The sequence below is a fragment of the Flavobacterium sp. LPB0248 genome, from assembly GCF_013388355.1.
Taxonomy (GTDB): Bacteria; Bacteroidota; Bacteroidia; order Flavobacteriales; family Flavobacteriaceae; genus Flavobacterium.
This window is the reverse complement of sequence record NZ_CP058246.1, coordinates 589,877-615,065: the sequence shown is the minus strand read 5'-3', so window position 1 is coordinate 615,065 and position 25,189 is coordinate 589,877. Positions and strand designations below refer to the sequence as shown.

Annotated in this window: 26 protein-coding genes; 15 read left to right on the top strand and 11 right to left on the bottom strand. The window is 32.4% G+C overall.

All coding sequences use genetic code 11. From position 1 onward, the window contains the following. Positions 1-2 precede the first annotated feature (2 nt). The 14 genes from LPB248_RS02380 to LPB248_RS02315 all read left to right on the top strand — a co-directional run bounded on the left by LPB248_RS02380 (position 3) and on the right by LPB248_RS02315 (position 14,312). Positions 3-320 carry a DNA-directed RNA polymerase subunit omega gene (locus LPB248_RS02380; protein ID WP_008463064.1) on the top strand — a complete coding sequence of 106 codons (318 nt, stop codon included), beginning with the start codon at positions 3-5 and terminating at the stop codon, positions 318-320. Positions 321-327: 7 nt separating this feature from the next. Beyond that, positions 328-1,542, top strand: a complete 1,215-nt coding sequence (gene coaBC / locus LPB248_RS02375) for a bifunctional phosphopantothenoylcysteine decarboxylase/phosphopantothenate--cysteine ligase CoaBC (RefSeq protein WP_177210008.1) — start codon at positions 328-330, stop codon at positions 1,540-1,542. Between the two features lie 71 nt (positions 1,543-1,613). Continuing rightward, the gene (locus LPB248_RS02370; RefSeq protein ID WP_177210007.1) at positions 1,614-2,498 is read left to right on the top strand and encodes a DUF4835 family protein; all 885 of its coding nucleotides are present in this window, start codon (positions 1,614-1,616) and stop codon (positions 2,496-2,498) included. Between the two features lie 57 nt (positions 2,499-2,555). Next, positions 2,556-4,208: a DNA repair protein RecN gene (recN, locus tag LPB248_RS02365; protein WP_177210006.1), complete on the top strand. Its 1,653-nt coding sequence runs from the start codon at positions 2,556-2,558 to the stop codon at positions 4,206-4,208. 51 nt (positions 4,209-4,259) lie between these two features. Beyond that, the gene (locus LPB248_RS02360; RefSeq protein WP_177210005.1) at positions 4,260-4,961 is read left to right on the top strand and encodes a hypothetical protein; all 702 of its coding nucleotides are present in this window, start codon (positions 4,260-4,262) and stop codon (positions 4,959-4,961) included. Positions 4,962-5,012: 51 nt separating this feature from the next. Next, positions 5,013-6,203, top strand: a complete 1,191-nt coding sequence (gene fabV / locus LPB248_RS02355; protein WP_177210004.1) for an enoyl-ACP reductase FabV — start codon at positions 5,013-5,015, stop codon at positions 6,201-6,203. A 126-nt stretch (positions 6,204-6,329) separates the two neighbouring features. Then, positions 6,330-7,328: a glycosyltransferase gene (locus LPB248_RS02350; protein ID WP_177210003.1), complete on the top strand. Its 999-nt coding sequence runs from the start codon at positions 6,330-6,332 to the stop codon at positions 7,326-7,328. Between the two features lie 2 nt (positions 7,329-7,330). Beyond that, positions 7,331-7,927, top strand: a complete 597-nt coding sequence (gene coaE, locus LPB248_RS02345) for a dephospho-CoA kinase (RefSeq protein ID WP_177210002.1) — start codon at positions 7,331-7,333, stop codon at positions 7,925-7,927. Between the two features lie 59 nt (positions 7,928-7,986). After that, the gene (locus LPB248_RS02340) at positions 7,987-9,573 is read left to right on the top strand and encodes a sensor histidine kinase (RefSeq protein ID WP_177210001.1); all 1,587 of its coding nucleotides are present in this window, start codon (positions 7,987-7,989) and stop codon (positions 9,571-9,573) included. Between the two features lie 3 nt (positions 9,574-9,576). Then, positions 9,577-10,293 carry a response regulator transcription factor gene (locus tag LPB248_RS02335; protein ID WP_008463080.1) on the top strand — a complete coding sequence of 239 codons (717 nt, stop codon included), beginning with the start codon at positions 9,577-9,579 and terminating at the stop codon, positions 10,291-10,293. A 653-nt stretch (positions 10,294-10,946) separates the two neighbouring features. Further along, a complete protein-coding gene (locus LPB248_RS02330) occupies positions 10,947-11,693 on the top strand; it encodes a hypothetical protein (RefSeq protein ID WP_177210000.1) in 747 nt (248 codons plus the stop codon). Positions 11,694-11,696: 3 nt separating this feature from the next. Continuing rightward, entirely contained in the window at positions 11,697-13,088 is a 1,392-nt protein-coding gene (locus tag LPB248_RS02325) for an RtcB family protein (RefSeq protein WP_177209999.1), read from the top strand. A gap of 14 nt (positions 13,089-13,102) precedes the next feature. Next, positions 13,103-13,792 (top strand): peptide chain release factor H, encoded by a 690-nt coding sequence (prfH, locus tag LPB248_RS02320; protein ID WP_177209998.1) that lies wholly within the window; start codon positions 13,103-13,105, stop codon positions 13,790-13,792. After that, positions 13,779-14,312 carry a hypothetical protein gene (locus LPB248_RS02315; RefSeq protein WP_177209997.1) on the top strand — a complete coding sequence of 178 codons (534 nt, stop codon included), beginning with the start codon at positions 13,779-13,781 and terminating at the stop codon, positions 14,310-14,312. Before prfH ends, LPB248_RS02315 begins: the two co-directional genes overlap by 14 nt. Before the next feature lie 199 nt (positions 14,313-14,511). Here LPB248_RS02315 and LPB248_RS02310 read toward each other — a convergent pair whose 3' ends face one another. The 8 genes from LPB248_RS02310 to LPB248_RS02275 form a co-directional block, all read right to left on the bottom strand. Then, complete coding sequence (locus LPB248_RS02310; RefSeq protein WP_177209996.1) at positions 14,512-15,258, bottom strand: acyl-[acyl-carrier-protein] thioesterase; 747 nt, start codon at positions 15,256-15,258, stop codon at positions 14,512-14,514. A gap of 15 nt (positions 15,259-15,273) precedes the next feature. Further along, the gene (miaA, locus tag LPB248_RS02305; RefSeq protein WP_177209995.1) at positions 15,274-16,203 is read right to left on the bottom strand and encodes a tRNA (adenosine(37)-N6)-dimethylallyltransferase MiaA; all 930 of its coding nucleotides are present in this window, start codon (positions 16,201-16,203) and stop codon (positions 15,274-15,276) included. Positions 16,204-16,355: 152 nt separating this feature from the next. Next, entirely contained in the window at positions 16,356-17,195 is an 840-nt protein-coding gene (locus tag LPB248_RS02300) for an ion transporter (protein WP_177209994.1), read from the bottom strand. Between the two features lie 30 nt (positions 17,196-17,225). After that, positions 17,226-18,587: an exonuclease domain-containing protein gene (locus LPB248_RS02295; protein WP_177209993.1), complete on the bottom strand. Its 1,362-nt coding sequence runs from the start codon at positions 18,585-18,587 to the stop codon at positions 17,226-17,228. Positions 18,588-18,673: 86 nt separating this feature from the next. Then, positions 18,674-19,333, bottom strand: a complete 660-nt coding sequence (locus LPB248_RS02290; protein WP_177209992.1) for a YggS family pyridoxal phosphate-dependent enzyme — start codon at positions 19,331-19,333, stop codon at positions 18,674-18,676. Further along, entirely contained in the window at positions 19,330-19,920 is a 591-nt protein-coding gene (locus tag LPB248_RS02285) for a hypothetical protein (protein WP_177209991.1), read from the bottom strand. The genes LPB248_RS02290 and LPB248_RS02285 overlap by 4 nt, the downstream gene beginning before the upstream one ends. 8 nt (positions 19,921-19,928) lie before the next feature. After that, positions 19,929-20,816 carry a 3-hydroxyacyl-CoA dehydrogenase family protein gene (locus tag LPB248_RS02280; RefSeq protein ID WP_177209990.1) on the bottom strand — a complete coding sequence of 296 codons (888 nt, stop codon included), beginning with the start codon at positions 20,814-20,816 and terminating at the stop codon, positions 19,929-19,931. 87 nt (positions 20,817-20,903) lie between these two features. After that, positions 20,904-21,869 (bottom strand): Gfo/Idh/MocA family protein, encoded by a 966-nt coding sequence (locus tag LPB248_RS02275; RefSeq protein WP_111369704.1) that lies wholly within the window; start codon positions 21,867-21,869, stop codon positions 20,904-20,906. Between the two features lie 212 nt (positions 21,870-22,081). Here LPB248_RS02275 and LPB248_RS02270 point away from each other — a divergent pair, with 212 nt between their 5' ends. Continuing rightward, positions 22,082-22,723 (top strand): protein-L-isoaspartate(D-aspartate) O-methyltransferase, encoded by a 642-nt coding sequence (locus LPB248_RS02270; RefSeq protein WP_177209989.1) that lies wholly within the window; start codon positions 22,082-22,084, stop codon positions 22,721-22,723. Positions 22,724-22,754: 31 nt separating this feature from the next. On the opposite strand, the gene LPB248_RS02265 is transcribed toward LPB248_RS02270, so the two are convergent. The 3 genes from LPB248_RS02265 to smpB all read right to left on the bottom strand — a co-directional run bounded on the left by LPB248_RS02265 (position 22,755) and on the right by smpB (position 25,067). Further along, entirely contained in the window at positions 22,755-23,804 is a 1,050-nt protein-coding gene (locus tag LPB248_RS02265; protein ID WP_177209988.1) for a Fic family protein, read from the bottom strand. An 87-nt stretch (positions 23,805-23,891) separates the two neighbouring features. Further along, a complete protein-coding gene (locus LPB248_RS02260) occupies positions 23,892-24,530 on the bottom strand; it encodes a hypothetical protein (RefSeq protein ID WP_177209987.1) in 639 nt (212 codons plus the stop codon). Between the two features lie 81 nt (positions 24,531-24,611). Then, positions 24,612-25,067 carry an SsrA-binding protein SmpB gene (gene smpB, locus LPB248_RS02255; RefSeq protein ID WP_177209986.1) on the bottom strand — a complete coding sequence of 152 codons (456 nt, stop codon included), beginning with the start codon at positions 25,065-25,067 and terminating at the stop codon, positions 24,612-24,614. Positions 25,068-25,189 lie beyond the last annotated feature (122 nt).

Here is a 25,189-nt window from a genome sequence, read left to right as displayed (position 1 = left end):
TCATGGATTTAAAAAAGACGAATGCTCCTGTAAACACAATAACTTACAATAAAACAGTTATTGAAGAGCCAACAGGAAATGTGTATGAGGCAATTACCATTATGGCTAAAAGAGCAAATCAAATTAATTCAGAAATTAAAAAAGAATTGACTGAAAAATTAGAAGAATTTGCTACTTACAATGATAGTCTAGAGGAAGTTTTTGAAAATAAAGAACAAATTGAAGTTTCTAAATTTTACGAAAAATTACCAAAACCACACGCTTTAGCTGTTCAAGAATGGTTAGACGGTAAAACTTACCACAGAAGTTCAAACAAATAATAGTACAATGTCAGTTTTAAACGGGAAAAAGATTTTACTGGGTGTTTCCGGTGGAATTGCAGCCTATAAAACAGCTACTTTAGTACGACTTTTTATAAAAGCAGGTGCACATGTCCAAGTGATCATGACACCTGCTTCTAAGGATTTTGTAACCCCACTTACATTATCAACCTTATCAAAAAATCCAGTACATTCAAGTTTCTTTAATCAAGATGATGAAGATCAAGTTTGGAACAATCACGTTGAATTAGGACTTTGGGCCGATTTAATGTTGGTTGCGCCTGCTACTGCCAATACTTTATCTAAAATGGCAACAGGAAACTGTGATAATCTTCTAATTGCGGCATATTTATCAGCAAAATGTCCAGTCTATTTTGCGCCTGCAATGGACTTGGATATGTATAGACATCCTTCGACTTTATCGAGTTTTGCTGCGTTAAAGCAGTATGGAAATATTATGATTCCTGCTGAAAGCGGAGAATTGGCAAGTGGTTTGTCGGGAGAAGGCCGAATGGCTGAACCTGAAAATATCGTTGCTTTTTTAGAAGCCGATTTGGAGAGCAAACTGCCTTTAAAAGGAAAAAAAATACTTGTTACGGCCGGCCCGACATACGAAGCTATAGATCCCGTGCGTTTTATTGGAAATCATTCTTCTGGAAAAATGGGGTTTGATATTGCTAATGAAGCGGCAAACTTAGGAGCAGAAGTGTTTTTAATTGCAGGTCCGACTCATTTTAAGGCTAAAAATAGTTTGATAAAAGTGGTTGATGTTGTTTCGGCTCAAGAAATGTACGATGCCTGTCATCTGTATTTTAATGAAGTTGATGCAGCAATCGCAGCTGCAGCTGTAGCAGATTATAGACCTAAATTTGTCGCAGATCAAAAGATTAAGAAAAATACTGAAGAGTTTTCGATCGAATTGGAAAAGACAAAAGATATATTGTCTTCTTTGGGGGCTATCAAAAAAAATCAGTTTTTAATTGGTTTTGCATTAGAGACTGAAAATGAAATTGAAAATGCTAAGTTGAAAATTCAGAAAAAAAACTTAGATTTGATTGTTTTAAATTCCTTACAAGATAAAGGTGCCGGTTTTAAAAAAGATACCAATAAAGTAACTTTTATTGATAAAAATTTTGAAATAGAACCAATGGAATTGAAATCAAAAGAATCTGTAGCGGCTGATATTTTGAATAAAGTTATTCTGCATTTTTCAAAATCATAAATTTAGAATATACGCCGAAAACATAAATTGGAAACGATTTGTGTTTTATAAAATTAAATATCTAGACGATTATGAATAAAATAGTTACTCTATTAGTATTTTTAAGCTTTGGTTTTGTACAAGCTCAACAGCTAAATTGTACAGTAACTATTAATACAGAACGGCTAACAAATCCAAATAATCAGGTTTTTAAAACGCTTCAAACTTCTTTGTCTGAATTTGTAAATAAAACAGACTGGACGGGATCTGTTTTAAAACAAAACGAAAGAATAAACTGTTCGATGTATATTACTTTATCATCAAATAGTTCAGATCAGTTTACAGGAACAATCCAAGTTCAGTCTTCCAGATTGATTTTTAATTCTACTTATTCTTCTCCCGTTTTAAATTACAACGATAAAGATTTTAACTTCAGATATACAGAATACGAGCCATTGTTGTTTAACCCAAATACTTACGACTCAAATTTAGTTTCTGTTGTGTCTTTTTACTGTTATATGATTTTAGGTATGGACGCCGATACTTTTCAAATGGGCGCAGGAAATCCATATCTTCAAACGGCTCAAAATATTGCAAATGTTGCGCAGCAAGGTGGTTTTAAAGGTTGGAATCAATCTGATGGACTTCAAAATCGGTATTATTTGATTAATGATATGATTGCGCCAACTTATAGCGATTTACGTCAGACAACTTATGCTTATCATACAGGATTGGATGCCATGACCATGGATCAGAAAGCAGCAAAAGAGAAAATAAAAAATGCTTTGCTGTTAATTGGAAAATTAAATTCGGTGAAGCCAAATGCTTTTATTACCCGAGTTTTCTTTGATGCAAAATCAGACGAAATTGTCTCTATTTTTTCTGGCGGACCAAGTATTCCAATTACAGATTTAACAGATGTCTTAAATAAGGTTTCTCCATTAAACTCTACTAAATGGTCACAGATTAAATATTAATCTCGTTTTTATAATCCACTTAAAACTCTTTAACTCTCATTTTTACAAAATTGCCCTATGATTACATCGCTGTCAATTAAAAATTATGCTCTTATTGAAAAACTAGCCATTGATTTTTCTAAAGGTTTTTCTATAATTACAGGTGAGACAGGTGCAGGAAAGTCAATCATTTTAGGAGCTATTGGTCTTGTTCTAGGCAAAAGGGCCGACCTTACTTCGCTAAAAAATAAAGAAGAAAAATGCGTTATTGAAGCACAGTTTGAAATTGGAAAGTATAATCTGAAAGACTTTTTTGAAGCCAATGATTTAGATTATGAAGACGAAACGATTATTAGACGTGAAATTTTACCTTCTGGTAAATCTCGTGCTTTTATAAATGACAGTCCTGTAAATCTTCAGGAATTGCAAGATTTAAGCTTGTACTTAATTGATATTCATTCGCAGCAACAAACACAAGAATTGTCAGATGAAAATGTGCAATTTAAAATTATTGATGCTATTGCTAATAATGCAGAAATAATTGCTGAATATCAAAAAAAATTAAAATCTTATAAAGCAGATAAAGCGAAGTTAAATGCGTTGCTTAAAAAGCAGAGTGATGCAGGTAAGGAGCAGGAATATCATACATTTTTGCTGAATGAATTAGTTTCGGCGCAATTAAAATCTGGTGAACAAGAAGAATTAGAAGAGGACTACGAAAAACTGAATAATGTTGAGATTATTAAAGAATCTCTAGATAAATCATTGTCAATTGCAAATGAAGAGCAGTTTGGTGTTTTTCATAATTTGAATGAAATTAAAAATGCATTACAAAAAGTTGCTCCGTTTTCATCAGAATATCAAAATTTATTCGAGAGAATTACAAGCTTAACGATAGAATTTGATGACGTTTCTAAAGAATTGCAGAATTGCTCTGAAAAATTGTTAAATGATCCAGTGCAGTTGGAACTTATAAATCAAAAATTACAATTGATTTATAATTTACAGAAAAAGCACCAGGCAAGCTCTGTAGATGAACTTCTTCAGATTCAATCAGATTTGGGTAATTCTTTATTAGAGTTGGATAATATGGATGAGGAAATTGCTTCTTTGTCTAATATTATAGAAGAAAAAGCAACTGAGTTGGATAATTTCGCATCAAAAATCCATGAAAATAGAGTAAAAGCAATTCCGAGATTATCAGAACAGTTAGTTTCAATTTTAGAAACATTAGGAATGCCAAATGCTCGTTTTAATATGGAATTATTGCCTTCGGAAACGTATTTTCAAAACGGAAAAGACGAATTACAATTCTTATTTTCTGCAAATAAAGGAACCGATTTTGGCCTACTGAAAAAAGTAGCCTCGGGAGGAGAGATGTCTCGTATTATGCTTGCTGTAAAAGCAATTTTGGCTAAATACTCTAAATTGCCAACATTAATTTTTGACGAAATTGATACAGGCGTTTCGGGGGAAATTGCAATTAGAATGGGAGAGATCATGAAAGAAATGAGTAATACAATGCAGATTTTTGCCATAACACATTTACCTCAAATTGCGGCAAAAGGAGATTCTCATTTTAAAGTTTCTAAATCTACAATTGGAGACGATACGCAGTCTGAATTAAAACTTTTATCTCATAACGAAAGAGTTACAGAAATAGCCCAAATGTTGTCAGGTGCAAACATCTCTGATTCGGCATTAAATCATGCAAAAGAATTATTAAATTAAATAATTAAATTATATTTGCCACTAACCAAATTAGTATAAACAGGAGGAAATATGATTAAAAAAATACATGTTTTATTTTTTCTTTGCCTATTTGTTAGCAAGATTAGCGCGCAAGATCAGATTGCAAATGAAGTAGCTGGGGCTAATAATGGGGAAACCAAATCCTATATAGCAAAAGATTTTCCAGAAGGCGTTTACAGAACCTATGAAGATTTTATAGAAAAAAACGCAATCAACATGGGAGATGGGATAATAAGAAAAACGGTAGTGGGTTACAAAACTCTTGATAGAACATTTCTTGCGGATCAAGTCTTTTTTGCTTGGACAAGAAATGATGCGAAAATCACTGATTTTTTTGCTGTTAGCTATAATGGCAGTCTTTACATACAGCAAAGATATTTTCATAAATTTTCTGTAAAAGAAGATAAAAATCAAGATGGAGATAATCCGAATTCTTATCATAGAGTTATGAACGATGGAAAGTTTTTCTATCTAGAAGGGTTGTTTGCAAATTCTTGGTCAAAAGCGTTTGCTTATGGTAGTGGAGGAGCAGTTGGAGGAACAATAGGAGCAAACTTGAATAGGTTAAAAGGTGTTGTTTTTGATGTGGATAAAAAAGAAACTAATTTTATTAGAAATTGCGAAGATTTGAATCTTTTAATCGAGAAATACAACGGCAATAAAATTGAATGTAAAGAAAAAGATGTTGATATTTTGACAGTACGTGAAAACATTCAAAAAATTATAAAATAGTTTTAGAAGCTCTTTTGAAAAAAAACAAATTAAAATAGAAAAATAAAGAATATGATTATAGAACCTAGAATGAGAGGATTTATTTGTTTGACTGCCCATCCAACGGGAGCTGAACAAAATGTAAAAAATCAAATCGAGTACGTAAAATCTAAAGGAGAAATCGCTGGTGCTAAAAAAGTTTTAGTTATTGGTGCTTCTACAGGTTTTGGATTAGCTTCAAGAATTACTAGTGCTTTTGGTTCTGGTGCATCTACAATTGGTGTATTTTTTGAAAAACCACCAGTTGAAGGAAAAACAGCTTCTCCAGGATGGTATAATTCTGCAGCATTTGAAAAAGAGGCTCATAAAGCAGGTTTATATGCAAAAAGTATCAATGGAGATGCATTTTCAAACGAAATTAAAAGAGAAACTCTTGATTTAATCAAAGCAGATTTAGGACAAGTAGATCTTATAATTTATAGTTTAGCTTCTCCAGTAAGAACTAATCCAAATACAGGTGTTACACACCGTTCAGTTTTAAAACCGATCGGACAAACATTTACAAATAAAACAGTTGATTTTCACACAGGAAAAGTTTCAGATGTTTCAATCGCTCCAGCAAATGAGGAAGATATTGAAAATACTGTTGCTGTTATGGGGGGAGAAGACTGGGCAATGTGGATTGATGCTTTGAAAGCTGAAAATTTATTAGCTGAAGGTGCTACAACAGTTGCTTATTCTTATATCGGACCATCATTAACAGAAGCGGTTTACCGTAAAGGAACTATCGGTCGTGCAAAAGATCATTTAGAAGCTACAGCGTTTACTATTTCAGATTCTTTAGAATCTATAGGAGGAAAAGCTTATGTTTCTGTAAATAAAGCTTTAGTTACTCAAGCAAGTTCTGCAATTCCAGTAATTCCTCTATATATTTCTCTTTTATATAAAATTATGAAAGAAGAAGGAATTCATGAAGGTTGTATTGAGCAAATCCAGCGTTTATTCCAAGACAGATTATACAATGGTTCTGAAGTTCCTGTTGATGAAAAAGGAAGAATCAGAATTGATGATTGGGAAATGCGTGAAGATGTTCAGGAAAAAGTGGCTAAATTGTGGTTAGAAGCTACAACAGAAACATTGCCTGAAATTGGAGATTTAGCAGGATATAGAAGTGATTTCTTAAATTTATTCGGATTTGAAGTGCCTGGTGTTGATTACAACGCAGATACAAACGAAGTTGTTGAGATTGAAAGTATCAAATAACATATTTTACTACTAGTAAACGAAAAACCATCAGCCAAAAGTTGATGGTTTTTTTGTGAATATACCATATCTTTGTTAAAATTTTGAAACAATAAAAATATACCCTTTAATAACGCGCATTCTGCTATGATTTTTTCTTTAATTATACCCGTGTATAATCGTCCAGATGAAGTTGATGAGCTTTTAGAAAGTCTCTCAAAATCTGATTATAATGAAGCTTTTGAAATTGTTCTTGTCGAAGATGGATCTTCAATTCCATGTCGAGATGTGGTGATGAATTATCAAGGAAAATTAAATATATCATATTACTTCAAAGAGAATTCTGGTCCAGGCGATTCTAGAAATTTCGGGATGCAGAGAGCCAGAGGTGATTATTTTATCATTTTTGATTCAGATTGTATTATTCCTTCACAATATTTGACAGAAGTCCGTAAAGAATTAGATGCAAATTATGTGGATTGTTTTGGAGGGCCAGATAAAGCGCTCGATAGTTTTTCTGATATTCAAAAAGCTATCAATTTTGCTATGACTTCATTTCTCACAACAGGAGGAATTAGAGGCGGCTCTGAGAAAATTAACAAGTTTCAGCCTCGCAGCTTTAACATGGGAATTTCTAAGAAAGCTTTTGAAGCTTCAAAAGGTTTTGGGAATATTCACCCAGGAGAAGATCCGGATTTATCTATTCGTTTATGGAATCTCGGATTTGAAACTAGGCTGTTTAAAGAGGCTTACGTATACCATAAAAGAAGAATTGACTGGGAAAAATTCTCCATTCAGGTTAATAAATTTGGTATTGCAAGGCCAATTTTAAACAGTTGGTATCCAGAACATAATAAGCTTACTTTTTTCTTTCCGACCCTTTTTATACTAGGATTATTATTAGCTTTTTTATTGTTAATTTTCAATATCGATATTTTATTACAATTATATTTCGTATATTTCGTTATAATTTTTCTTACAGCTAGTATTCAAAACAAAAGCATTAAAATTGGGTATCTATCTGTAATAGCTGTGTGGAAACAATTTTATGGTTACGGAACTGGATTTTTAAAGTCATATGTAAAAGTGATTTTACTAAAGAAGAAACCGCAGGAAGCTTTTCCACGTATGTTTTTTAAATTATAGGAATGACAAAAGTTATTGGTCTTACAGGAGGAATTGGCAGCGGTAAAACCACTGTAGCAAACTATTTTGAAGAAATGGGCGTTCCTGTTTATATTGCTGATGACGGTGCAAAAAGAGTAATGCAGTCAAAAAATATCCTTGAAGAAGTAAAATCTACTTTTGGTGGCAACATTTTTGATGGTGAAGTTTTAAATCGTGCCAAATTAGCACAGGTTGTTTTTAATGATAAAGAACAATTGGCAAAATTAAATGCTATTGTTCATCCAGCTGTAAAACTGGATTTTGAAGCTTGGTTGAAAAAGCATGAAGATTATGATTATGTGATTTATGAAGCGGCTATTCTATTTGAAAGTGGCCGTTACAAAGAATGCGACGTAATTATAACCGTTACAGCTCCAGAAGAGATGAGAATTGAACGAGTTATAAAACGAGATAAAACCACGAGAGAACAAGTTTTAAGTAGAATGAAAATGCAGTGGAATGATGAAAAACGAATTTCTAAGAGCAATTTCGTGATTAATAACAATAATCTTAAAAAAGCTAAAGAAGAAGTTGTTAAAATTCTTAAAATTTTAAATATAAAACAAAAACAGTCTTAAATGTTAATATTTGGTTAATGTATTATTTAGTATATTGTTAAAATATTAATTTTGTTTCGATGAATAAATTATTTTTTAGAATACTTGTTTTATTGATGAGTCTGTCCTTAATAGGGATAATTCTGGTACAAGTGTTTTGGTTCAATTCTTCGTTCAAAAATAATGAAGAGCAGTTTAAATACCACGTTACTCAAGTAATTGGAAATGTTGCAGATAAGCTGGAGCAACAAGAAGAGTACAGTTTCTACGACAAATACAACCGTATTAAAGACAGTACGGGTAAAATTCCAAAAAAAGAAGATTTATTACAAGTATTTTACGTTCAGAGAAATACTAAAACGAATAAAACAATTGTTTATTCCAATACATTGACTTCTGAAGATTATGATATTAATGGATCGGTTTTTAACAAAAAATTCAGCAGTGAACGTTTTAAAAACTTTAGTTCAAGAAGAGTAACTGAAGTTTATAATAATAACAATGGAATTGATAATAATAGCTTAGGGCAAAGTATTATTCCTGACCTTAAAATTGAAAAATCAGGAAGTTTAGATATATTAAATAAAGTTCAGCAGCAAATTCAATATAAAGACATTGCTTCTTTGACTCCAATTGAAGGTAGGATAACAAAAGAAAAGCTTAATAAATTATTGAAGAAAGAGCTTGAAGAATATGGTGTAAAGACCAAATTTGAATTCGGGATATACAGCGGCGGCAATCCGACTAAGATAAAATCTGACGGATTTCATTATGATAAAGAAGCCACTTATAGTATTCCAATCTATACAGATAATGAAGGAAATAGTAAATATGAACTTTCAGTTACATTTCCTCATAAAAAGAAGTTCTTATTATCCGAATTACTAAGTATTACTATTTTATCGATAGTTTTTACATTAATTATAATTGTAGCATACACGAGTGCATTAAATCAGTTATTGCGTCAGAAACATATTTCTGAAATCAAGACAGACTTCATTAATAATATGACGCATGAGTTTAAGACTCCGATCGCTACAATAAATCTAGCTTTAGATGCTATTAGAAGTCCTAAGGTTATTGAAGATAAAGAAAAAGTTTATCGTTATCTTCAAATGATTAGGGATGAAAACAAAAGAATGCACGCTCAGGTAGAAAATGTATTGCGTATTTCTAAACTCGAAAAAAGGGAGCTTGATATTACAAAAGAGCCTACAGTAGTTACAGATATAATAGATGATGCAATTGAGCATGTTAATCTAATTTTAGAAGACAGACAAGGAACTGTCGAAAAACATTACAATGCAGCCAGAACAACGGTTCTAATTAACGAAGTTCATTTTACAAACGTATTGGTTAATATTTTAGAAAATGCAATAAAATATTCTCCTGATACACCAAAGATTGAAATTTTTACAGAAAATGTAAAAGACATGATTCTGATAAAAGTAAAAGATCATGGTCTAGGAATGAGTAAGATAGCTCAAAAACGAGTTTTTGAGAAGTTTTATAGAGAACATACCGGAGATCTTCACAATGTAAAAGGGCACGGTTTAGGATTGGCTTATGTAAAAAGAATAGTAGAGGATCACAATGGTCAAGTATATGTAGAAAGCGAAAAAGGAAAAGGTAGCACCTTTATAATAAAAATACCATTAATAAATTAAAATATGGAAAATACTAACAAAAGAATACTTTTAGTAGAAGATGACCTAAATTTTGGGGCGGTTCTTAAAGATTATCTAATGTTAAATGACTTTGAAGTTACTTTAGCTAAAAACGGTATGGAAGGTTTCGAGAAATTCAAGAAAGATGTATATGATTTATGTATTCTTGATGTAATGATGCCTTATAAAGATGGTTACACTTTGGCCAAAGAAATTAGAGAGAAGAACAGTGAAGTGCCAATTATCTTTTTAACAGCAAAATCTATGAAAGAAGATGTGTTAAAAGGTTACAAAGCTGGTGCTGATGACTATTTAAATAAACCTTTTGATTCTGAAGTTCTTTTAATGAAAATTAAAGCAATCATTCAAAGAAAATCAGCAGATACAAAAGCAGAACAAGTACAGTTTGAGTTTAATATTGGTAAATTCCACTTAAATTCAAAATTGAGATTCCTTACTTTCCAAGATGAGGAACCGATTAAATTATCTCCAAAAGAGAATGAATTGCTTAAAATGTTAATTCTTCATGAAAATGATTTAATGCCGAGAGAATTAGCGTTAACTAAAATTTGGAGAGATGACAACTACTTCACATCAAGAAGTATGGACGTTTACATCGCTAAATTGAGAAAATACCTAAAAGCTGATGAAGATGTTGAAATCTTGAACATTCACGGTGAAGGTTTCAGATTAGTTGTAAAAAGCAAAGTTTCTGAATAATTGAAATTCACTAAAAAAATATAAGCCCTGAGAAATCAGGGCTTTTTTTATGCGTAAAAATTATTTAATCGCAATTTGACATAATCTTGTCATTTCGACGAAGGAGAAATCTTCGCGAGTAACTCGGTAAAGATTGGTGAAATTCGATGCGGAGATTTCTCCTTCGTCCAAAATGACAAATAGCTTGAAAAAATGTTATAATTTGAAAATTTATCTTGTTATATTTTTTCTAATTAAAGTTAATTTAGATCTTTAGTTATCAGGTAGATAATATGTTTTGTTAAGGGCTTAAAATATATGGTTTAATTATTTTAAAGAATTTTCTTTAAAATAATTTGGAAAATCAAAAAACAATTCTGAATATTTGCAGACGAAAAAAATAATAACCCTTTAAAACGAAGAAAAAATGTTTGTACTTACATCGACATCTCAGAGCTTCACTCCAAATAGATTTGGTGAAGTGATTCTTCGTGGCTTATTTCAATCTTAGAAATACATTTTTAGATATATAAAAAAGCCCGAAGACAATAAGTTTCGGGCTTTTTTTATTCTAGACACTTCAAAATTTTCCCGAAAAAACGATTTTAAATTTATCCTTTTGGATAAGATGGTTAGCCAAGTTTGGCTATTAATTTAATGCATAATAAATTTTTATGGAAAATTATGCTGTAGATGAGTATGCTTTGTGTACTCGTTTTAAAAGCAAAAGAAGAAAAAAAAGATTAGTAAAAGAAGATTTTGAAAAGCATTTAATTCAGTTAAGAAAACTTGAAGTTGAACTTTGGAGAAAACGTAAAGACTTACCATTAGTTTCTTTAGAAGTTCCGTATCAAAAAGGTTGGCAACGCAACTTTAAATTAAGAGATGACATTGCCAGATCAAGTGAAGCTTCATTCTACAAGGAATTATTGGAAAAAATAAATACATGGCAGTTTTCTCCAGAAAAATCTTTTGAGAGAAAGAAAAAAAGGAAAAGAAAACACGTTTATGTGGAGAAATTCCAAACTGTAAAAGAGTTTTCAGAGTGGGAATGGAAAAGTTCAAAACTAGAATTAACTGAAAAAGAAAAAGCACATTTTTATAAAAGAGAGCGCTGGTGTGGCAATTGTAAACGATACAAAATTCATTATGTATTTAATGAGCCGTGGCGATATGTGCTTCGTGTTAGCCCTTATATGATAACACATACAAAAATGGTTGATTCGGATTTAGAAAGTGAAATTCAAGTGATTGAAAATTATATTGTTAATCATAATCTTAGAGGTAAAACAAACAGATTAATACATGGCAGTTCTCGTAAATGGAGTTACTATGAAAAGGAAAACCCAAAAGAGATAAGTCCAATTAAAAATAAAAGTCTAAATGTATTGTATCAGCAATATATAGATGAAATGATATAAATCATGGGAAATAAATTATCTGGAAAAGACCTAATTAAATTAGGTTTTCCAAAGAACAATTCAATAAACATTGCCTTAGGGCAGATAAATAGATATAGAAAAAGAGAAAAAAAAGAATCTATTCTAACAGAAGCAAAAGACGTTTTATTGCATCCTGAAAAATATGAAGGAAACGGAACTTGGGGGAAAGTAGCAGAAGGCTTAATTAAACCAGTTCAGGTAAGAATGCATCAGCTTAAAAATACAAGAGCACCTTTTAAAATTTTTGGAGAAAATGAAATAGATGAACAGGCAAAATTTCAATTGTATGATTCATTGAAACTGCCAATTTCTGTTGCAGGAGCTTTAATGCCAGATGCACATTCAGGTTACGGATTGCCAATTGGGGGAGTTTTGGCGACTGATAACGCTGTGATTCCTTATGGAGTTGGTGTTGACATTGGATGCCGAATGAGTCTTTCGATTTTTGATTTGCCAGCTTCTCATTTTAAAGGAAAAGAACATCAATTGGAAGCGATTTTAAAAGACAATACAAAGTTTGGAATGTATGAAACTCATACTTCTAGAGTAGATCATGAGGTATTTTACAATAGTGGATTTCAAGATATTCCATTGTTGAAAAATCTTTTGCCAAAAGCCTATAAACAATTAGGAACTTCAGGCGGAGGAAACCATTTTGTGGAATTTGGAATTGCTAAAATTGAGAATCCAGAGAACGAATGGAAATTGGAAAAAGGCGAATATTTTGCCGTTTTGTCGCACAGTGGCTCTCGCGGATTAGGTGCAAATATTGCGAAACATTATACTTATTTGGCAACAAAACAATGTCCGTTGCCAAAAAATGTGCAGCATTTGGCTTGGTTAGATTTAAATACGCATGACGGTCAGGAATATTGGCTGGCAATGAATTTAGCCGGAGAATATGCAAAAGCTTGCCATGATGATATTCACAGAAGAGTTGCCAAAGCGATTGGAAAAAGAGTGGTAGTAACGATTGAAAATCACCACAATTTTGCTTGGAAAGAAATCGTAAACGGTCAGGAATGTATTGTACATAGAAAAGGAGCGACGCCAGCGGGAGAGGGACAATTAGGAATTATTCCTGGCTCAATGACTGCTCATGGTTTTATTGTGAAAGGAAAAGGAAATTCTGAAAGTTTGAATTCTGCTTCGCATGGTGCGGGACGTTTGTTTTCAAGAGCGAAATGTAAAAGTACATTTACACAAAGTGAAATTAAAAAGGTTTTGAAAGCAAATGATGTAACCTTGATTGGAGGAAATATTGATGAAGCACCAATGGCATATAAAGACATTACAAAAGTAATGGCAAACCAAACTGAGCTTGTTGAAGTCTTAGGAACTTTCACGCCAAAGATCGTTAGAATGGATCGCTAAAAAGAGATTTAAAAATGGAAAGAATAATTCAAATAACAGCAGGTCGCGGACCTGCAGAATGCACTTGGGTTGTTGCCCAAGTACTTAAAAAAGTTTTGGAGGAAGCTCAAGATCAGGATTTAGATGTTGTTTTACTCCAAAGAGAAAAGGGAGAAGAAAATGGAACGATTGAAACTGTATCGATTTCTGTAAAAGGAAAAAATGTCGACCAGTTTGTGAAATCTTGGGTCGGAACGATTCAGTGGATTGGTCAGAGTCAGTTTAGGAAAATGCACAAACGCAAAAACTGGTTTATTGGAATTTTTGAAATTGAAGCACAGAAAAATGCATCAGTTTCAGAGAATGACATTCAATATCAGGCGATGCGAAGTTCAGGCGCCGGTGGTCAGCATGTAAATAAAGTAAGTTCGGCAATTCGTGCGACACATATTCCGACAGGAATTGCTGTTGTAGCAATGGACAGCCGTTCGCAACACCAAAACAAAAAACTGGCAACAGAAAGATTATTAAGAAAATTAGAAGACGAGAAACTTGTTCAGCTTAAAAATCACGTAGAGAAACAATGGGAAAACCAGCTCAATGTAGAGCGTGGAAATCCTATTAGAGTTTTTACTGGAAGCGATTTTAAAAAGAGTAAAGTGGAGAAAAGCTACAAAGGAACTCGTCAGAAATTAAAAAACGATTTAAGAAATGAAAACAACTGATAAATACCTTTTTCAAGCTTTGGATAATTATCCGTTTTGGTTGGAAGGAACAATAGAATCTTTGGATTATGCTTTTTCTTATGATGATAAAAACACAATGGTTTTATGTCTGTATGGAAGAATTCAGGCAGAGCAATTAATGAATTATGAAGAAGCAAAGTCTTATTTTCAGCTGGCTTTAGCGATTAATATTCATGCTCTTGAAGTATATCCGTATTATTTGAAAACATTGATTTTAAATGAAGATTATGAAGAAGCACAGAAATTAATTGATTTTGCTTTGACAGTAAAAGGAATCAATAAATCGGAGATTTATGTCAAGAAAGCTAGTCTTTTAGAAGCGCAAAATGAGTTTAAGAAGGCATTAAAAGAGATTAAAAATGCGAAACTTCATTTGTTGCAATTCAATTATGAATATGATATTACAGATGTTGAGAAGAGAATCAAGAATAAAATTGATTTGCTGAAAAAGAAGAAAGAGAAAAAAACAAAGAAAGGTTCTAAAAAGAAATCGAAATGATTGTGATGAAAAAACGATGCAAATTGCATCGTTTTTTTGTTTTTAAGTGTAAGCAAACACCTCGTTTGTCATTTCGACGAAGGAGAAATCGCACTAGTATTTACACAAAGAGAATCGCCAATTTTTGTAGAGTTTCGAGTGTGATTTCTCCTTCGTCGAAATGACAATATTGTGGTAAATCTTGTGGTTAAAATAAATTTTACTTCCAATGCAATTCCAAAGCAAAACATGTTTTTTCGCCTTTTGTAATGCTGAATGTTGCTGTTGTGTGATCGTCGTCTTCGCTTTCGTGAATAACAACATTATCTTGTAGTGAAAGTTCTTTCATGAAATTCATTTCGAAGCTTTTAACTTCTTGTTTCATGATTCTTTTTGGATCAACATGATCCAAACACCATTCCAGATATTTTACGTTATTTACATGATTTACAATGTCTAAATCGGATAGATAGACTGTTTTTTCGAAAACGGCTTCTTTTTCATGATTGATGTTTATTTTAGAAAAACCTTCTTCCGTTGCTCTGTTTTCTGGGAATAGTTCGAAATGTTCAAAAGGCAGTGCTAAAGCTTCTGGCCTACGTGCTTTTGTATTGAAAACTGCCCAATAGGTTTCGCAACCTACTATTTTTTTTCCGTTTACATACATTTCCAGTGCACGAACAGAACGTGAGTTTTCTAAGCTATTAATCCATGTTTTTACGGTAACAACGTCTTGCCATTTTGGTAATGCCGTAATTTCAACACGCATTCGGCTTAAAACCCATGCCTGATCAAATTCCTGCATGTCATAAAAGCTGATTCCGCCAACTTCTGAATGTGCAGCTGCGGTTAATTGTAAAATATTGCACAAATCGGTATATTTTAAAAAACCTGTAGGCGTACATTGTGTGAAATTGATTTCCCAGTCTTTGCTTAAAACTGATGTGAAATTGGGAGATATTGGCATTGTAAATTTTAGATTTTAGATTGATGATTTTAGATTTTCTTCGATGTAATGAGTAATCTCATTTCTGTCAGTTGAATAATCAAACCATTTGGTGTTTTCGTTTCGTTTGAACCACGTTAATTGTCTTTTTGAGAATCTTCGTGTGTTTTTTTTGATTTCTTCTATCGCAAAAGGCAAAGTGAATTCTTCGTCAAAATAACTAAATAATTCTCTATAACCGACCGTTTGAAGTGCATTTAACGCTTTGTTAGGATAAAGTGCTTCGGCTTCTTTTAATAATCCTTCGTTCATCATAATATCAACACGATGGTTAATTCTGCTGTATATGATTTCTCTGTCGGCATCTAAACCGATTAGAATAGGAGTGAAGTTTCTATTGTTTTTCTTCTGATTTAAAAAGGAAGAATATGGCTTTTGAGCTCCAATGCAAACTTCAACAAAACGCATCATGCGCTGTGGATTTTGTAATGTCTGTGGATTTTCTACAGTTATTTTTTGATAATATTCTGGATCTAAATTTTTGAGTTGTTCCTGAAGATATTCGATTCCGTGTTTTTCGTAGTTTAAATTTACTTCATGTCGAACTTTTGGATCAATTTCTGGAAATTCGTCAAAACCTTTTAAAATGGCATCAACATATAATCCTGAACCACCGATAAGAATTACAAAATCACTGGTTTGAAATAGTTCTTCGATTTTAGCTAAAGATTCTTTTTCGTAGTCGCCAACTGTGTAGTTTTCAAAAATAGATTTATTTTGGATAAAATGGTGCTTTGCAGAACTTAATTCTTCCTGATTGGGAACTGCGGTTCCAATGGTCATTTCTTTGAAAAATTGACGGCTGTCGCAAGAAACGATTTCGCATTTAAAATGTTGTGCCAAAGCAATGCTCAAGGCTGTTTTGCCTATAGCTGTTGGTCCGACAATGGTAATTAGATATTTCATAATTTTTAGCCCAGATGGAAATGGAAACCCCGGACTTATATTTGTTGAATTTTTTTGGTGTAAAAGAGCGACCAGCGGAAGCTCCTTTTATGCCTTAAAAAATTACAAATATAAGGAGGAGTTGGAATGTACAGCTGGATTAGCTTCTATAATTAATTATTTGGCAGTTCGGTTCCGCATTCGTAGCAATATTTTGCATTATCGAAATGGACTTGAGACTGACATTTTCTACATGTTTTTTTTGTGCCTACAAAACTACCTTTCAGACTGCTTTTTGCAAATTCAGCGGTTACAATTCCGGTTGGAACGGCGATAATTCCGTAACCTAAAATCATTACAAATGCGGCTATAAATTGTCCAAGTGGCGTTTGTGGCGAAATATCTCCATAACCGACCGTTGTTAAGGTTACAATTGTCCAGTAGATTCCCATTGGAATACTGGTAAACCCAGATTCTCTGCCTTCAACTAGATACATGATTGTACCGATAATTACGGTGCTGATTAAGACAAAATAAATAAAAACCAGAATTTTTTCTTTGCTGGCTTCTATAGCTTCTTTTAGTTGTAAGGATTGATGATTGATTTGCGGAATATGTAGAATCTTGAATAATCGGAGAAAACGTAACGCTCTTACGATTGATAAAATACTCGCGCCAGGAAAAAAAATCGACAAATACATAGGTAAGACGGCAAGCAAATCGATGATTCCGTAAAAGCTGAAAATGTATTTGATTGGTTTTTGGATTGAAATAATTCTTAGTACATATTCGATGGTAAAGAATATGGTAATGATCCATTCACAGACTAATAATTGTTCGTGATATTTAGAACTAACGCCTTCAACAGTATCAAGCATTATTAAAAGAACGCTCAATAAGATTAAACCTAGCAATACTAAATCGAACATTCGTCCTAAGATGGTATTGGTGCCATATAGAACGATTTTGACTTTTTCTCTAAAGATCTCGTATTGTGATTTTGTCTTTTTCATATCCTTAAAGATAATCAAAGTTTTGTTTTGTTAAAAATGCAGTATTTTCAATGACTTGCTCTTGCGAATGTAATTCTGAATGATGTTTTTGACATCTCGGTTGTGCTGCATTGGCGTTAGGATATTTTTTAAGATATCGATGTTTGTAATCTGATAATTAAGATCGTAATAGGCGTAACCTTTGTAAATTCCGTTTTCGATCAAAACAGCGCTTCTTTCATTTACATTTCGACCTCTATCTATAAGAATCATGCTTTTGTTTTCGAAACTATTTTCAGAAATGAATTGCTGCACTCTCAAATTATAAACTTCGGGAGTCACTTCGCCAATACAGGCGCCATCGCATTCTTTGATTTTATATTGAAAACATTCTTTTTTGGTTTGATATAAACCAGTTAGTTTTTGGCATAAACGATATTTTGCAGTATACCTGAAAAGAGCATTTTTGCCTTCTTGAAGTGAAGCAAAAGAAGTTATTTCTTTTTTTCGTCCGTCGGCTTTTTCTAATTTTAAATTCAAATATCCTTGAGCGTCTTTTTCGGCATATAAGGCATATTGAAAAATTGTTTTTCGCTGTGCACGATTATAGCGCGGACGATTAATTTTTATTTCTTCACTTTCTTTTAAAAGTGCAATTAATTCGCTTCCAGTTTCGTCATAAGTAATTGTAAAAACTTCTGCCTGAATCTTTTTGCTTTTAGTAGTAACTCCAGTAAAGTGCTGATTGACTCTTTTTTTGATGTTTTGGCTTTTGCCGATGTAAATTAAAGTGCCACTTTCGTTATAGATGTAATAAACGCCTGTTTTTGTTGGCATTTGGCTTAAAATATCCAGAAATTTTGGAGAAATTCCTTTTTCGACTTCGAGTTTTATAAAATCTTTTACGATAGTTTTTTCGACATCTTTTTCTAAAAGCATTTTAAAAAGCTTGGTTGTAGCCATAGCATCTCCGCTAGCGCGATGTCTGTCGGCCATTGGAATTCCAAGTGCACGGACTAGTTTTCCTAAACTGTATGAAGGCTGTTCTGGAATTAGTTTTTTTGCTAATTCAACTGTACAAAGTGTTTTGGCTTCAAAATCGTAACCTAAACGACGAAATTCAGTTCTAAGGATTCTATAATCGAAAGAAGCATTGTGAGCAACAATTACGCAATCTGAAGTAATTTCGATAATGCGTTTTGCAACTTCATAAAATTTTGGTGCAGACTGCAACATAGCGTTATTGATTCCAGTCAGTTTTACAACGAAAGGCTGGATTGGAATTTCAGGATTGACAAGGCTGATGAATTGATCAACTACTTCATGCCCATCAAATTTATAGATGGCGATTTCGGTAATTCCCTCTTCATTAAACTGTCCTCCAGTTGTTTCTATGTCTAATATTGCGTACAAATTATGTGTTCAGTGTTCAGTTTCGATTATTATCGAAATTAGTGTTCAGTTTTTCTACGTGCTGCAGTGCGCCTTTACAACAGTTATTAACGTCCGCCAAAAATGCTGCTTCCAATTCTTACCATTGTGCTTCCGCATTCTATAGCTAGGTTGTAATCTCCAGACATTCCCATAGATATGATGCTAAAATCGTTAATGGTCTGCAGTTTTTGCGTTGAATCAAAAATAGATTTTAAACGGGTAAATTCTTTTTTTATCTGGTTTTGATCTTCTGTGAATGTTGCCATTCCCATTAAACCTAAGATACGAATATTTTTTAACTCTTTAAACTCCACAGAAGTTAAAAGTTCATTTAATTCGTTTTCGTCTAAGCCAAATTTAGATTCTTCTTCAGCAATATAAATTTGAAGAAGACAATCTATTGTTTTATTGTTTTTTACAGCTTGTTTGTTGATTTCTTGCAATAATTTCAAGCTATCAACCCCGTGAATCAAAGTGACATACGGCGCCATAAATTTGACTTTATTCGACTGAACATGACCAATCATATGCCATTGAATGTCTTTTGGCATTTGTTCCCATTTTTCAGTCATTTCCTGAATTTTGTTTTCTCCAAAAATGCGCTGACCTGCTTCATAGGCCAGCATCAAGTCTGAAACAGGTTTAGTTTTTGAAACGGCAACGAGAGTTACGTGTTCAGGTAACGAAGTTTTTATAGCGTTTATATTTTGTTTGATGCTTGTCATTTATTATTATAAATCTCAATTATTTTTTTATTTTTTTCCTCTATCATTTTTTTGATATCCTTCAAAAAAACATTTTTTATTGGTCTTGGATCATTTAAATCAGCAATACTTAAATTAAATATTTCAGAGATGTTTTCTTTGTTTTTTTCAATTCTTTCAATTTTAATTTTAGCATAGAAAAGAGTTGTTTTAAAATAATAAAATTCACCATAAATATTTTCTGAATAAGAATTTTCAAAATGGATACTCTGATGATATAATCCTTTTATTAAGTTGCTATACTTATCAATATTGTATTTTCTTTTTTCTGCATTTGATAACGCATTGTAATTTTCCTCATTAAAGTGATTTAAATAAAGCTGATAAGAGAAGCCCCCACGACCATTTGATATTACTGGTTTTTCTTTTTTAGTTTTAGTTTCAAGAATGACGTTTGTACTGCCTTCTGAAATAATACTTCTGTTGTTTTTCTCACAAATGCTATCAATCTGTTGAGTGGTAAAAAGTTGATCAGAATCTATTTTTGTATTTTGTGAAAAGCAAGTTGTCAGTGTAAAATAGGTAAAAAATACAAATAGATTCCTCATACTATTTTCTAAATAAACTGCTTCGAGATTTTCTCTGCTTTTTTGCTTTCGCTATAATCGTAAAAACCTTCTCCAGATTTCACTCCTAGTTTTCCGGCTCTAACCATATTTACTAAAAGCGGGCAAGGAGCATATTTAGGATTTTTGAATCCGTCGTACATTACATTTAGAATGGCAAGACAAACATCAAGACCAATAAAGTCGGCTAATTGAAGCGGTCCCATTGGATGCCCCATTCCTAATTTCATTACAGTATCGATTTCGTAAACTCCGGCAACTTTATTGTATAACGTTTCGATTGCTTCGTTTAGCATTGGCATCAAAATTCTGTTTGCTACGAAACCTGGATAATCGTTTACTTCAACGGGAACTTTACCTAATTTTTCAGATAAATCCATGATGATTTTGGTTACTTCATCACTTGTATTGTATCCACGGATGATTTCGACCAATTTCATAATCGGCACTGGATTCATAAAATGCATCCCGATAACACGCTCTGGATGTGCTACAACAGCTCCGATTTGTGTAATAGAAATAGAAGAAGTATTGGTTGCTAAAATCGTATTGTGTGAACAATATTCATTCAATTGTTTGAAGATGTTCAGTTTTAATTCAACGTTTTCAGTAGCTGCTTCAACAACAAGATCAACACCTACAACACCGTCTTTAATATCAGTATAAGTAATGATGTTAGTGATAGTTTTGGTAACGTCTTCTTGAGTTATTGTGCCTTTAGATAACATACGATCCAAATTGGCAGCAATAGTTGCCATTCCTTTGTCTAAAGATTTTTCAGAAACATCGATTAATTTTACGGTAAATCCGCTTTGCGCAAAGGTATGAGCAATTCCGTTACCCATTGTTCCTGCTCCAATTACAGCTATTGTTTTCATTTTGTGCTAGATATTTTTTTATGATTTAGCCACGAATTCACCAAATAATTCGTGAATTCGTGGCTATTTATTTTGATTTTTTTTAAACTATTTATTGAAACAATCAATAATTTGATACGCCACACGTAATGCGTCTGTTGCTTGTTCAAGTGTTACAACTGGAGTTGTATTGTTGTTTATTGCATCTGCAAACGAATTTAATTCATCTAAGATTGCATTGTTTTGCTCAACATCTGGATTAGTGAAATAAATTTGTTTTTTAACTCCTTCGGCATTTTGAAGAATCATATCAAAATCTCCAGGAACTTCTGGCGCATCTTTCATACGAACTACTTCACATTTTTTTTCTAAAAAGTCAACAGAAATATAAGCGTCTTTTTGAAAGAAACGTGATTTGCGCATGTTTTTCAAAGAAATTCTGCTTGCTGTTAAATTGGCAACACAGCCATTTTCAAATTCAATTCGGGCATTGGCAATATCTGGAGTATCACTAATTACAGATACACCGCTTGCATGAATATCTTTTACTTTTGAATTAACAACGCTTAAAATAGCATCAATATCATGAATCATTAAATCTAAAACCACAGGAACGTCTGTACCACGCGGATTAAATTCTGCCAAACGATGCGTTTCTATAAACATCGGATTTTCAATCATGTTTTTCGTAGCAATAAAAGCGGGATTAAAACGCTCTACGTGACCTACTTGCCCTTTTACATTGTATTCATTTGCTAAAGCGATAATTTCTTCGGCTTCTTCTACAGTGTTTGCAATTGGTTTTTCAATAAAGATATGTTTTCCTGATTTTATGGCAACTTTAGCACATTTATAGTGTGAGAGAGTTGGAGTTACAATATCAATCACGTCGACAGCGTGAATGAGTTTTGCAATTGTACTGAAGTTTTTGTAGCCAAACTCTTTTGAGATTTTTTCGGCATTTTCTTGATTTTCGTCGTAAAATCCAACTAATTCGTATTTGTCAGATTGTTGTAATAAGCGTAAATGTATTTTACCAAGATGACCAGCACCTAAAACTCCTACTTTTAACATGAGAATGTATTTTAAACAAAAATATAATTTATTTGTTTAACGTGAAAATGAATTTAGCGAATTGTGTGTTGTAAATGGCGAATTGTAAATTATCGTACGTGTTTTTTGACTTTTGACTTTTGGCTTTCGACTGTATTAATTTATTATTTAAAAATCAATATTTGAAATCCTGTTTTGTTTCTTATTTTTGCGAAAATAAAACCTACCTAATTTTGAAAGACACTGCCAAACATCAAGGACTTCGTAATCAATTAGTAACTACTTTAGAGCAGAAAGGAATTACTGATAAAGCGGTGCTGGATGCGATAAAAAAAATCCCGAGACACCTTTTTTTAAATTCAAGTTTTGAAGATTATGCTTATCAAGATAAGGCTTTTCCTATTGGAGCAGGGCAAACTATTTCGCAGCCATATACAGTTGCTTTTCAATCGCAATTGTTAGAAGTAAAAAGAGATCATAAAGTTCTTGAAATCGGAACTGGTTCTGGTTATCAGACTGCTGTTTTGTTTATGCTTGGAGCTAAAGTGTATACTGTTGAAAGGCAAAGTGAATTGTTTAAAACAACATCAAACTTATTTCCAAAATTAAATATCCGTCCGAAGCATGTTACATTTGGAGATGGATATAAAGGATTGCCAAATTTTGCACCGTTTGACAGTATTATAGTTACAGCGGGTGCGCCTTTTATTCCACAGCCTTTAATGGCACAATTGAAAATAGGAGGGAGATTGGTTATTCCGTTAGGAGAAGATGTTCAGATTATGACTTTATTGATTAGAAAGAACGAAACTCAATTTGAAAAACATGAGTTTGGAGAATTTAGATTTGTTCCTCTATTAGAAGATAAAAATTAATGAGAAAGCCCAGTTTTAGCTGGGCTTTTTTTTATTGAGTAAGAATTGAAATATATCTTTCCAGACTTTCTTTTTCTTTTTGTGCTATAAAAAGAAAAAAATCGTCTTTGTCTTTTTTAGTCTGAGCAATTTCTAAAGACTGATAATATTGCATTCGGGTTTCGTAGTCTCCTTTAATATTAGCAATCGGATAGCCTTTTTGCATTAAAATTAAATTCATTATTAATCTTGAAGTTCTTCCATTGCCATCAATAAATGGATGAATTGTAACCAATCTTTCATGCATTTCGGCTGCCAAAATAACAGGATGCAATTTATTTTTATTGATTTCATACCAAGTAAAATATTCTTCCATTTCTTGAGGAACAATTAAAGGTTGTGGAGGCATGTGAGTGCTTCCTTGAATCATAACCTGAACTTTTCTATATCGTCCCGCATCTTCGGGAATTATTCCTCTTAGAATTAAATTATGAATTGATAAAAGATCGCGCTCGTTTAGTGAATTGTTTTTGTTCATTAAATCTTTAATAAAAGCAATTGCTTCTTGATGATTAATAGCTTCAAGATGCTCTCGCATGCTTTTTCCAGAAATTGTTAAACCTTCATTTATAACCATATCTGTTTCACGAAGAGTCATAGTATTTCCTTCAATTCTATTGCTTTCAAATGTATATTCAAGTTCCAATGCTTGTTTGATCTTAAAGCTGTCGAATTGTCTGTATGAATCTAATTTTTCTTTTAGAAGATCAATTTCTTTTAAGATTTTTTCTAAAGAAGTAGATAGTTTAAGATTAGAGACTGTCTTGTTGTATTTGATTTCGTCTTCAGTAACTTTTAATGCTTTCAAAGCAAATTCTTCATCGCCAATTTCATAAAGAATTTTTTCTTTAAGCCAGGCAATCATTAAAGTTTCGTAATCAATTTCTAAAAGCTGGGCTAGTTTTGAAATTTGTTCTTTTGTTGGTTTACGCGTTCCCGATTCAAATTTACTGATTAATGCTTGATCTATTCCCGCCAGTTGAGCCAACTCACGGGTTTTAAGACCTTTTTGCTCTCTTGCATTTTTTAAAAGTGATTTCATTTTTGATGAAAATTATAGTCTTGACAAAAATAGTCATAAAGTTAATCATAAAAAAAGCAACATTTTTAAGTTGCTTTTATTTTTATTTTATTTAGGAGGTAGAGAACCATCTTTACGCATTTCCTTTACTACAGTTTGCATAATCGCGTCTACTGTTTGTCCTAAATCGGTTACATATTGTGATTCTGTAGTTCCTGTCCAGATTAATTTATTTTGTTTTAATGAAAACACATTGGTTTCCACCATGTAAGAAGTAGTCTCTTGGTAATAACCTGGGTCATAAAAGTTTGGAGAATACATGCCATACCAGTTCCCAAAACCGTATCCATACATGCCTGTATACATTCCGTCAAAACCGCCATAATACATTCCTGTATAAGTGCCGGGAACATAATTAACTTCTTTTTCTTTACTGACCAAACGCATACTAATTACGCCGTCAAAGTTTTCGTCTTGTAAAACCTTTAGTTTTTGTTCTTGTGATAATTCAGAGGTTGCATTTAAATACTGATACGAAGTTTTAAATACCGGATTGCCAGCAGCAATTCTGTTTTCGATGATTCGTCTCGAAGCTTCATCTTTGACTAAAGCTACCACCAAAACTTTTTTAAATTGTTCTTGTGTAATTGTTACATCTGGATCTCTCCAGCTGTTTACAATAGATGTATTACTGCCGCAACTTGAAAACGCTGCTATAGCGAAAAACAAAACTAAGTACTTTTTCATATTTTACAGTTAAATTATTTTGTAATAAAAATAACGATAAAATATTATAAATGTATCATTTAGAGAAAATTAAATTTGGTTTTAATTATAAGCTTTTTTAATGCGATCTAAATCACGTTTGGTGTCTTGTTCTTTTAAAGATTCACGTTTGTCGTAATTCTTTTTTCCTTTACAAAGACCGATTTGTAGTTTTGCCAAACCTTTTTCGTTTGTAAATAGCTTTAAAGGCACGATAGTTAAACCTTTTGCCTGAACATTTTTATGAAGTGTTTTTAATTCTTTTTTATTTAAAAGCAATTTTCTTTCGCTTCTGGATTTATGATTGAATTGATTTCCAAAAGAATATTCTTCAATATAAGTATTAATAGCAAAAAGTTCCATGCCACTAAACTCACAGAAGCTTTCGGTAATATTTGCTTTTCCTAAACGTATAGATTTAATTTCTGTTCCTGCCAAAACAATTCCAGCAGTATAAGTATCGATTATTTCGTAATCGAATCGGGCTCTTTTGTTAAGTATATTGACTGATTTTATCATAGTTGCAAATGTAAAACAAAATTGAAAATAATGTAGCAGTTAAAGATAATTAAAGATTTTTTTTAATCTATGATTTTAATCAGTATTAAGGAAAAAACTTACCTATAAGTTTGCCTTGTAAT

Excerpts from the sequence above, each read along its gene's own strand:
- LPB248_RS02290 (WP_177209992.1), bottom strand. The coding sequence starts at position 19,333 with ATGACAAGCATCAAACAAAATATAAACGCTATAAAAACTTCGTTACCT.
- LPB248_RS02370 (WP_177210007.1), top strand. The coding sequence starts at position 1,614 with ATGAATAAAATAGTTACTCTATTAGTATTTTTAAGCTTTGGTTTTGTA.
- LPB248_RS02275 (WP_111369704.1), bottom strand. The coding sequence starts at position 21,869 with ATGTTAAAAGTAGGAGTTTTAGGTGCTGGTCATCTTGGTAAAATACAT.
- fabV (WP_177210004.1), top strand. The coding sequence starts at position 5,013 with ATGATTATAGAACCTAGAATGAGAGGATTTATTTGTTTGACTGCCCAT.
- LPB248_RS02280 (WP_177209990.1), bottom strand. The coding sequence starts at position 20,816 with ATGAAAACAATAGCTGTAATTGGAGCAGGAACAATGGGTAACGGAATT.
- LPB248_RS02260 (WP_177209987.1), bottom strand. The coding sequence starts at position 24,530 with ATGAAAAAGTACTTAGTTTTGTTTTTCGCTATAGCAGCGTTTTCAAGT.
- coaE (WP_177210002.1), top strand. The coding sequence starts at position 7,331 with ATGACAAAAGTTATTGGTCTTACAGGAGGAATTGGCAGCGGTAAAACC.
- LPB248_RS02360 (WP_177210005.1), top strand. The coding sequence starts at position 4,260 with ATGATTAAAAAAATACATGTTTTATTTTTTCTTTGCCTATTTGTTAGC.
- LPB248_RS02315 (WP_177209997.1), top strand. The coding sequence starts at position 13,779 with ATGAAAACAACTGATAAATACCTTTTTCAAGCTTTGGATAATTATCCG.
- prfH (WP_177209998.1), top strand. The coding sequence starts at position 13,103 with ATGGAAAGAATAATTCAAATAACAGCAGGTCGCGGACCTGCAGAATGC.
- LPB248_RS02285 (WP_177209991.1), bottom strand. The coding sequence starts at position 19,920 with ATGAGGAATCTATTTGTATTTTTTACCTATTTTACACTGACAACTTGC.
- LPB248_RS02300 (WP_177209994.1), bottom strand. The coding sequence starts at position 17,195 with ATGAAAAAGACAAAATCACAATACGAGATCTTTAGAGAAAAAGTCAAA.
- LPB248_RS02325 (WP_177209999.1), top strand. The coding sequence starts at position 11,697 with ATGGGAAATAAATTATCTGGAAAAGACCTAATTAAATTAGGTTTTCCA.
- LPB248_RS02380 (WP_008463064.1), top strand. The coding sequence starts at position 3 with ATGGATTTAAAAAAGACGAATGCTCCTGTAAACACAATAACTTACAAT.
- coaBC (WP_177210008.1), top strand. The coding sequence starts at position 328 with ATGTCAGTTTTAAACGGGAAAAAGATTTTACTGGGTGTTTCCGGTGGA.
- LPB248_RS02340 (WP_177210001.1), top strand. The coding sequence starts at position 7,987 with ATGAATAAATTATTTTTTAGAATACTTGTTTTATTGATGAGTCTGTCC.
- LPB248_RS02310 (WP_177209996.1), bottom strand. The coding sequence starts at position 15,258 with ATGCCAATATCTCCCAATTTCACATCAGTTTTAAGCAAAGACTGGGAA.
- LPB248_RS02265 (WP_177209988.1), bottom strand. The coding sequence starts at position 23,804 with ATGAAATCACTTTTAAAAAATGCAAGAGAGCAAAAAGGTCTTAAAACC.
- LPB248_RS02350 (WP_177210003.1), top strand. The coding sequence starts at position 6,330 with ATGATTTTTTCTTTAATTATACCCGTGTATAATCGTCCAGATGAAGTT.
- recN (WP_177210006.1), top strand. The coding sequence starts at position 2,556 with ATGATTACATCGCTGTCAATTAAAAATTATGCTCTTATTGAAAAACTA.
- smpB (WP_177209986.1), bottom strand. The coding sequence starts at position 25,067 with ATGATAAAATCAGTCAATATACTTAACAAAAGAGCCCGATTCGATTAC.
- LPB248_RS02335 (WP_008463080.1), top strand. The coding sequence starts at position 9,577 with ATGGAAAATACTAACAAAAGAATACTTTTAGTAGAAGATGACCTAAAT.
- miaA (WP_177209995.1), bottom strand. The coding sequence starts at position 16,203 with ATGAAATATCTAATTACCATTGTCGGACCAACAGCTATAGGCAAAACA.
- LPB248_RS02330 (WP_177210000.1), top strand. The coding sequence starts at position 10,947 with ATGGAAAATTATGCTGTAGATGAGTATGCTTTGTGTACTCGTTTTAAA.